Raw genomic sequence first — 8693 nt, forward strand, 5'->3', positions numbered from 1 at the left:
GCACCAGGTGGGTGCCCCGGGAGGGCCGGATGCGGATGCCGTCGACCAGCTCGCCCGCCCACACCCCGGAGGCGTTGATCATCGCGCGGGCGCGGATCTCGCCCTCCTCGCCGGTCAGTTCGTCGCGGACGCGGGCGCCCGATCCCGACAGCTCCACCACCCTGACCCGGGTGAGGATCCGGGCGCCGTGCGCGGCCGCGGTGCGGGCGAGGGCGGTGACCAGACGGGCGTCGTCGGTGAGCCGGCCGTCCCAGGACAGCAGACCGCCGCGCAGTCCGTCGGCGCGCAGAGCGGGGGCCAGGTGGCGGGTCTCCACCCGGGACAGACGCCGGGGGCCGGGCAGGGTGGCGCGAGCCGTGCGGGCGGCCAGGCGCAGCGTGTCGCCGGCCCGGAACCCGGCCCAGGCGAGTGCTGCCTGACCGCGTGAGACCAGTGGGGTCAGCGGGAGCACGAACGGCTGGGCGGACACGAGGTGGGGCGCGGTGCGCTCCATCAGCACGCCCCGTTCGACGGCGCTCTCGTGGGCCACGTCGAGCTGACCGGAGGCCAGGTAGCGCAGGCCGCCGTGGATCAGCTTCGAGCTCCAGCGCGATGTGCCGAAGGCCAGGTCGTGCGCGTCGACGGCGACGACCGTCAGCCCGCGCGCCGCCGCGTCGAGCGCGGCCACGGCGCCGGTGGCGCCGAGTCCGACGACCAGGACGTCCACTTCCGGTCCGCCGACCGACCCGGCCAGTTCGCGCGAGCGACGCGCGGCGGACAGGGACGAGCCGGGGACGGGGGCGGCCGCGTCGGCCGGGCTGCTGGTGGCGCTCATGGGGTGAGGGTCCTCTCCAGGATGGTCCGCAGCTCCGTGAGGAAGGCGGCGGGGGTCAGGTCCGGGTCGTCCTCGTCGGTCATGGTCCGCAGCGACAGGGTGAAGGACTGGACGATCAGCAGCAGCGAGCGGGCCTGTCGTTGCGGATGGCCGGCCTGCACCGACCCGTCGGTGTGACCCTCCCGCAGGCCGGTGACCAGCAGCTCCAGCAGGGCTTCCTGGCTCGCTCCGCGACGGTCGAGCACATAGGGGAGCAGCAGCTCGGGGTCCACGTCGACGATCTTGCGGAAGAGCGGGTGGGCGCGGAACGCCTGCACGCCGTTCACCAGTCCCTCGACGATCTGGTCGCGCGCGGTCCGGTCCGGCCGGGGTTCGGGCATGGCGCCCGTGGCGACGCCGATCCACTCACGTGTCATCAGGTCGCCGACGAGGCTGCGCACGTCGGGCCAGCGCCGGTAGAGCGTCATGCGGGAGACGCCCGCGCGGCGGGCCACGTCGGTCAGGGTCGTGCGGCGGACGCCGACGGCCAGCACGCAGTCGCGCACCGCGTCGAGCACCGGATCGCTGCCCCCATGGTTGTGACGAATAGGCGTCATGTGTAACAGTGTAACGCCCTTGCGGCGGCGCCCGGCAGACGGGCACGGCGCGGAAACGACCGATGAGGACAAACCGCCATGGACATGCTGTGGAGTGGCTGGGGTGACCCGGCCAAGGCGGCACCGCTGCCCGAGACGGTGATCGGGCTGCTGCGCGATCTGCTGGGAGTCAAGCCCCGCAGTGCCGAACCGCTCAGGCTCGAGGAGATCTCCGTCCCCGGCACACCGCTGGGCACCGAGGTGCTCCAGGAGCTGTCCGCCGCGGTGGGCGGCGAGACACAGGTGCGCACGGACGCGGAGACCCGCATCCGGCACACCCGCGGCAAGTCCACCCCCGACCTCCTGCGGATCCGCTCCGGAGACGTCTCGGACATCCCGGCCGCCGTCGTCCTCCCCGCCGGACACGACGAGGTCCTCGCCCTCCTGCGGGTGTGCGCCCGGCACGGCCTGCGCGCCGTGCCGTTCGGTGGCGGCACGTCCGTCGTCGGCGGCCTGGCACCCGCGCGACGGGGCCCCTTCGTGGCCCTGGACCTGCGCCGCATGGACCGGCTGGTCGAGGTCGACCCGGTGTCCCGCACCGCCACCCTGCAGCCCGGCCTGCGCGCCCCCGAGGCAGAGCGCCTCCTGGCCGGACACGGCTTCACGCTCGGCCACTTCCCGCAGTCCTACGAGTGGGCCACGATCGGCGGATTCGCCGCGGCCCGCTCCAGCGGCCAGGCCTCGGCCGGATACGGGCGCTTCGACGAGATGGTGCTGGGCCTCACCCTCGCCACCCCCGAGGGCACCGTGGACGTCGGCCGCGCCCCGCGCTCCGCCGCCGGCCCCGATCTGCGCCAGCTGGTCCTCGGGTCCGAGGGAGCGTTCGGCGTCATCACCTCGGTCACCGTCCGTGTGCGCCCCCAGCCCCGCACCCGCGTGTACGAGGGCTGGCGCTTCGCCTCCTTCGAGGAAGGCAGCGCGGCCCTGCGCCGGCTCGCCCAGGACGGACCGCGCCCCACGGTGCTGCGCCTGTCCGACGAGACCGAGACGCTGATCGGACTCGCCCAGCCCGAAGCCATCGGAAGCGACGGCGCGCAGCCGAGCGCCGGATGCCTCGCGATCGTCGGATACGAGGGCACCGAGGAGGACACCGCCCACCGCCGGGAACGGGCCTCCGCCGTACTGCGCGACTGCGGCGGCACACACGCCGGCACGGAACCGGGGGAACGCTGGGCGCACGGCCGCTACTCGGCGCCCTACCTGCGGGACGCCCTGCTGGACGCGGGGGCGTTCGCCGAGACCCTGGAGACGGCCGCCTTCTGGTCGCGCATCCCCGGGCTGTACGCCTCGGTCCGCACGGCGCTGACCACCGCCCTCACCGAGGCCGGCACACCGCCCCTGGTCATGTGCCACATCTCGCACGTGTACGAGAACGGCGCCTCGCTGTACTTCACCGTCGTCAGCGCACAGGGCGACGACCCGGTCGCCCACTGGGCGCCGGCCAAGGAGGCGGCCAACGAGGCGATCCTCGCCGCGGGCGGCACCATCAGCCACCACCACGGCGTCGGCACCGACCACCGGGACTGGTACGTCCGGGAAGCGGGCACCCTGGGCGTGGAGGCCCTCAAGGCCGTCAAGCGGACGCTGGACCCGGACCAGCTCCTCAACCCCGGCGTCCTGCTTCCCACCGACTGACCCCGGCGGCTACCGTCCGCCCAGCTCCACCCCCAGTTTCAGCCCACAGCACGTCGGCTCCCGTATCACCGCACCCGGAGGCTCACCCATGCGACAGTTCACCGCCGTCGTCAACCCCACCGCGGGTGGATCAAGCGCGGCGGCCGCGCTGCTCCAGGTGGCACGGGTGCTGCGGGAGGCCGGGGCCGAACTGGAGACGGAGTACAGCCGCAGCCTCGCGCACGCCCAGGACATCGCGCGCGGTGCGGGGGAGCGGGGACGGGTGGTGCTCGCCGTCGGCGGTGACGGCATCGCCGGCGGCATCGGCGGGGCCCTCAGCGGCACCGACACGGTGCTCGGCCTGGTTCCCGCCGGGCGGGGCAACGACTTCGCCAGGGCTCTGGAGCTGCCCGCCGACCCGGAGGCCCTGGCCCGGATCCTGCTGGACGGGGAACCGCGCCCGGTCGACACCATCGAGGTGCGGTCGGCCTTCCACGACGGCACCGTCGTCCTCGGCAGCGTGTACGCGGGTGTCGACGCGCTGGCCAACCGCCACGCCAACCATTCCCGGCTGCTGCGCGGCGCCGCCTCCTACTACGCCGGAGGCCTGCGCGCCGTGACCACCTGGCGCCCGGCGAACTACCGGGTCACGGTCGACGGGCAGGAACACACCCACCGGGGCTACACCGTCGTGGCCGCCAACTCCGCCTACTACGGCTCCGGCCGCATGATCGCCCCCGGAGCCCGGGTGGACGACGGCACGCTGGAGATCGTGATGATCAGCGAGGCCCCGCGGCACCTGTTCTTCGCCCTGATGAACGAGCTGGAGTCGGGTGCCCACGTCGCACGGCCCGAGGTCCGCATCCTGCGCGGCCGGGAGATCCGCATCGAGGCCGACCGCCCGGTGCCCTACGGCGCCGACGGAGAGGTGGAGGCCGTCCTTCCCGTCACGGCGCGGGTCCTGCCCGGGGCGCTCAAGGTGCTCCACTGACGCGGGCGTCCGCGCCGGCGGCGCGGCTCAGGAACGATCCGGCGTCACGGGACACGCGCGGGCGATGAGCAGCGCGACGTCGTCGGGAGCGCCGGGGTGCCGCAGGCCCTGGAGGAGCCGGTCGCACGTCTCCTCCAGCGGGCGGTCGAGCGACTCCAGAAGGCTCAGGAGGATGTCGAGACGCTCGTCGATGGGGTCCTCGCGGCTTTCGACCAGCCCGTCGGTGTACAGGACCAGATGATCGCCGGGAGCGAGCCGGAACGTGGTGCTCTCGAAGGGGATGCCGCCGACGCCGAGGGGAGTGCCCGTGGGCAGGTCGAGCAGCCTGGGGCGCCCGCCGTCCGGCACGACCACGGGGGGCAGGTGGCCGGCGCTGGCGATGCGGCACTCTCCGCGGTGGGGGTCGTAGGCGACGTACAGGCACGTGGCGATGTACCGCTCCAGCCGCGCGGTGATCGCGTCGAGGTGCTGGAGGATCTGGGCGGGTTCGAGGTCCAGATCGGCGTAGGCCGCCGTGGCGGTGCGCAGGCGCCCCATCGTGGCGGCCGCGTCGATGCCGCTGCCCATCACGTCGCCCACGACGAGCCCGGTTCTGGAGTCCTGCAGAGGCAGGACGTCGTACCAGTCGCCGCCGATCTCGTACGCGGCCTGCGCGGGCCGGTAGAGGGAGGCGACCGTCAGGCCCGGCAGGTGCGGCGGCACCTCGGGGAGCAGACTGCGCTGCAGGGTCTCGGCGGCGTTGCGCACGCTCTGGTGGGTCCGGGCGTTGTCGATGCACACGGCGGCACGTGAGGCCAGTTCGGTGGCGACGGCGAGGTCGTCCTCGTCGAACGGACGCGGGCTACGGGCCCGGGTGAGACCGAAGAAACCGAGGGTGCTGCCCCGTGCGGTGAGCGGGACGGCGAGGTACGAGTGCACCCCGGCGCGGGCCAGCAGGGTGGCGGCGTGCTCGTCGCGGGCGATGCGCCTCAGATCGCTGCCGTCGGCGTGACCCACCAGGATGGGCCGGCCGGTGCGCACGCACTGGGTCGCCAGCCGGTCCGCACCGTAGGCCGCGATCTCCCCGGGCGGATCGGCGGCCCGGGCCGCGTCGCCGGGATAGGCGGCCTTCACCGCCAGGGCACGGAAGAACTCCGGGCCCGCGCGGGTTCGCGGACGGTGCTCGTCCAGCACGGAGTCGAGCACGTCGACGGAGACCACGTCGGCGAAGTCGGGCACGCTGACCTCGGCCAGCTCCCGGGCCGTCTGCTCGACCTCCAGGGTGGAGCCGATGCGGGCGGAACCGTCGGCGATGAGAGCCAGACGCCGCCGCGTCTCCCCGGCCTCCCTGGCGGATTCGTAACGCTGCGTGACATCGACCACCAACTCGGCCACCCCGAGGACGTGACCCTGGGCGTCCTCCAGCCGGTACGCCGAGATCGACCAGGCATGCTTGTGGCCGGGGTCGGCCGGGGTGCGTCCCACGATGGTGGACTCGTCGACCTGCGGCGCCCCGGTCTCCAGGACGTGGCGCATCGCGGCCTCGGCCTTCTCGAACGCCACGGGCTTCATGATCTCGCGGTAACGACGGCCGAGGTGGTCCTTCGCGGGAATGCCGTGCATCCGCTCCAGGGCCGGGTTGACGGTCACGTAACGAAGTTCGGTGTCCAGGATCGCCACACCGATGGGGGACTGCGAGATCAGCCGCGTGGACAGGGCGACGTCCCTCTCCAGCTCGCGCAGCTTGGGGGAGTCGGTGCCCAGTCCGAGCGCGTAGAAGTCACCGCGGTCGTTCAGCAGCCGCATGTTGCGCAGTTCCACCAGGCGTGTGCTGCCGTCCGCGCAGCGGATGGGGAACGTGCCCGCCCAGCTCCGGCCGGTCTCCATCACCTCGGCGAACGTCTTGATCACCCAGTCCCAGTGCTCCTCACGGACGAGCACCTGGACGGCGTACTGACCCAGCGCCTGTTCCGCGGTGTAGCCGTACAGGGCCTCGGCCTGCGGACTCCACAGTACGATCCGGCCCTCGGCGTCCAGCAGCACCGCGGCCACACCGAGGACGTCCATCAACCCGCTCGGTTGCGACGCACCGTCCTGGAACGGTGTCTCGTACGGGGGCTCGTCCTGCGCCCGGCCGCCGCCCACCGGTCCGTGGCCCGTGGGAGGCTGCTCGGCTGCGCTCATCGCTGGCCCTCCTTCCAGCGGCTGGTGCCGCATGACCCGCCGCCCAGGCCTGGGGCGTGGCACGGCCGAGGCTGCATGCGCCCGCGCTTCCATGGTCCTCCGGTATCGGGGGGCGAGACACCCCAGCACGTGAGAAGGGTGCGGAGCGCACCGTGGCGGCGCGGGTCATGCCCTGCGCGGCGCAGCGATCGGATTCCGGTCGACCGGGCGCGCGGACCGACGACGGAAGGTGCGCCATGCTGAGACGGAAGGTGCGCCATGCTGATACGGGGGCAAACGGTCGGACGAGGAGACCGGACGAGGTGATACGTGTGGACTGGCGAGAGTTTGCCGAGCGCATGGCCCTGCTCGCTCGCGACCTGCTGGCGCAGGAGACCCTGGACGCCACGCTCGACCGCATCGCCGCCGCCGCGGTGGAACTGGTCGAGGGGTGCGATGCCGCCGGGGTCCTGACGCTGAGCAAGGGCCGGGTCACCACCCTGTCCGCGTGCGGCGACCACGTCGAGGAGTCCGACCGGCTGCAGGGGGAGCTGGGCGAGGGGCCGTGCTTCGACGCCGCTCGCCACAGCGACGACGGCCGTGTCTACCGCATCCCGGACCTCACCGAGCCCCAGCCGAAGTGGCCCCGCTTCGCCCCCGCGGCCTGTGATCTGGGCTTCGGCAGCATGATGGGCTTCCTCCTCTACACCCACGACGACGATTTCGGGGCACTGAACCTGTACTCGCACCGACCCGGCGTCTTCACTCCGGCGAGCGAGACCGCGGGCTGGATGTTCGCCTCGCACGCGGCAGTGGCCCTGGCGAGCGCGCGCACCCAGGACCAGCTGGAACACGCCTTGGACACCCGGCACGCCATCGGCGAGGCCATGGGCATCCTCATGGAACGGCACCGGCTCAGCGAGTCCGACGCCTTCGCCGTTCTGCGACGTCTCTCGCAGAACCACAACATCAAGCTCCGCGACGTGGCACACCACATCCGGCGCCGGTCCGACGGCGAGGTGTGACTGGGCCTGCCGTGGAGGCGTCCGGCGACCTGCCCCACGCGACCTTCCCGGCCGCGCACGAGGCCGACGCGCGGTACGACTCGCAGTGGGCCACGACTGCAGGGCCCGGCTCCCCCCGTAGGGCGGCTGCAGACGCCGGACGGACGCCGCGCCGTGGGTCCGCGTACCCGCGTACCCGCGGTGCGGCCCGGTGCGGCGTCCGTTCGGTCAGGCCAGGCAGCTGAGAGGACGCCCACCGTTGTACGCGACCATGTCGGTGAGGGCGGCAGCCGCGTCGATGCGTCGGCCCAGCGGGCCGCCCTCCAGCTCGGCGTACGCCCGGTGGAGGTTCCCGACGATGCGCTCGCTGTCGAGCAGGTCGGCGTACGGGCCCAGGTCCACTTCACGAGCCGCCTGCAGGGGCGACAGCCCGGCGTCGCGGCCCGCCTTCGCCGTGGCCTGTACGAACCGCAGGTAGCCGAGCACGTCGTCGATGAGGCCGGGACCGGCCACGTCTCCGTGCCCGGGGACGACGGTCGTCGCTCCGAGCGGCTCGACCACCTCCTCGAGCACCTGGATGGCACCGGCCACGGATCCCTGCATGAGGAACGGGGTGCCGCCGTTGAACAGCAGGTCGCCGCTGAAGAGCACCTTCCGCTCCGGCAGCCAGACGATCGAGTCGTTGGTCGTGTGGGCGGCCACTCCGACGTGGCGTACCTCGGCGCGCAGATCGTCGGACCACACGGTCACGGAATCCGTGTAGGTGAGGAACGGCGGCTCCGGGACGATGTCGCCCCAGTCGACCTCGGTCCAGAACGGCGCCGTCAACTTCGGACCGCCCCACTCCAGGATGTTCGCCCGGGTGGCCTCGTGCCCGACGATCGTCGCACCGCCGAACAGATGGTTGCCGAAGGTGTGGTCGCCGTGGTGGTGGGTGTTGATCAGCGTCCGCACCGGCTGCGGCGTGACGGTGGAGATCGCCTCCAGATAGGCGCGCGTACGACGCACCGTCGAGCAGGCATCCACGCTGATCACCCCCCGCTCGCCCACGAGGAATCCGGTGTTGTTGATCCACCAGCCCCCGTCGGGCTGTATGTAGGCGAATACCCCGTCGCTGACCTCCTCGACCCGGGGCGGGGGCAGTTGGGTGACGTCATGATGGACAGTGCTCACTGTGGGCTCCTGTCGTGGTGGTGGGGCGGGCGGCGAACTCGGGGCACGGAAGCGGCCGGTGACCTCTTCCCGTGCTCGACGGACCTCGCCGCGATCATCGCATCGACGCTCCGTGCACCGGTACCCGGTCGGTCGGCCATCCCCTGGACAGGACGGCGGACCCGCACCCGCGGGCCCGCGGCGACACCGAACCGGCCCGCGTGCTCCGCGACCACGCCGCCGGACGCGTCGCGGCCGGACGGCCGGTCCCCGAAGGCCTGTACCGCCGTCTGGTCCTGGCCGAGGCCCCGGAATCCCGACCGGGGCGTCGGCAGGTGCCC

The 8693-nt window shown here is 73.0% G+C and carries 7 protein-coding genes and 1 pseudogene; 4 read left to right on the forward strand and 4 right to left on the reverse strand.

Annotation, left to right across the window (positions count from 1 at the left end; translation table 11 throughout):
- Window positions 1-814, reverse strand: an 814-nt coding sequence (locus tag ACFW2E_RS34085; RefSeq protein ID WP_384471963.1) for an FAD-dependent oxidoreductase, incomplete at its 3' end; no start/stop codon positions are given.
- Entirely contained in the window at window positions 811-1410 is a 600-nt protein-coding gene (locus ACFW2E_RS34090; protein ID WP_384471966.1) for a TetR/AcrR family transcriptional regulator, read from the reverse strand. The genes ACFW2E_RS34085 and ACFW2E_RS34090, both read right to left, overlap by 4 nt.
- A 78-nt stretch (window positions 1411-1488) precedes the next feature.
- Here ACFW2E_RS34090 and ACFW2E_RS34095 point away from each other — a divergent pair, with 78 nt between their 5' ends.
- Together ACFW2E_RS34095 and ACFW2E_RS34100 are read left to right on the forward strand one after the other, a co-directional pair.
- A complete protein-coding gene (locus ACFW2E_RS34095) occupies window positions 1489-3084 on the forward strand; it encodes an FAD-binding oxidoreductase (RefSeq protein WP_384471969.1) in 1596 nt (531 codons plus the stop codon).
- An 88-nt stretch (window positions 3085-3172) separates the two neighbouring features.
- A complete protein-coding gene (locus ACFW2E_RS34100; protein ID WP_384471972.1) occupies window positions 3173-4054 on the forward strand; it encodes a YegS/Rv2252/BmrU family lipid kinase in 882 nt (293 codons plus the stop codon).
- Window positions 4055-4081: 27 nt separating this feature from the next.
- On the opposite strand, the gene ACFW2E_RS34105 is transcribed toward ACFW2E_RS34100, so the two are convergent.
- Window positions 4082-6217, reverse strand: coding sequence for a SpoIIE family protein phosphatase (locus ACFW2E_RS34105; RefSeq protein ID WP_384471975.1), 2136 nt, complete (start codon window positions 6215-6217; stop codon window positions 4082-4084).
- Window positions 6218-6528: 311 nt separating this feature from the next.
- Here ACFW2E_RS34105 and ACFW2E_RS34110 point away from each other — a divergent pair, with 311 nt between their 5' ends.
- Window positions 6529-7221 carry a GAF and ANTAR domain-containing protein gene (locus ACFW2E_RS34110; protein ID WP_384471978.1) on the forward strand — a complete coding sequence of 231 codons (693 nt, stop codon included), beginning with the start codon at window positions 6529-6531 and terminating at the stop codon, window positions 7219-7221.
- Between the two features lie 207 nt (window positions 7222-7428).
- On the opposite strand, the gene ACFW2E_RS34115 is transcribed toward ACFW2E_RS34110, so the two are convergent.
- On the reverse strand, window positions 7429-8373 hold the full coding sequence (locus ACFW2E_RS34115) for an MBL fold metallo-hydrolase (protein WP_384471981.1): 945 nt from the start codon (window positions 8371-8373) through the stop codon (window positions 7429-7431).
- Between the two features lie 71 nt (window positions 8374-8444).
- On the opposite strand from ACFW2E_RS34115, the pseudogene ACFW2E_RS34120 reads away from it, so the two are divergent.
- Window positions 8445-8693: pseudogene (locus ACFW2E_RS34120) on the forward strand (hypothetical protein); the annotation flags it as partial.

The sequence above is a fragment of the Streptomyces sp. NPDC058964 genome, from assembly GCF_042741275.1.
Lineage (GTDB): Bacteria > Actinomycetota > Actinomycetes > Streptomycetales > Streptomycetaceae > Streptomyces.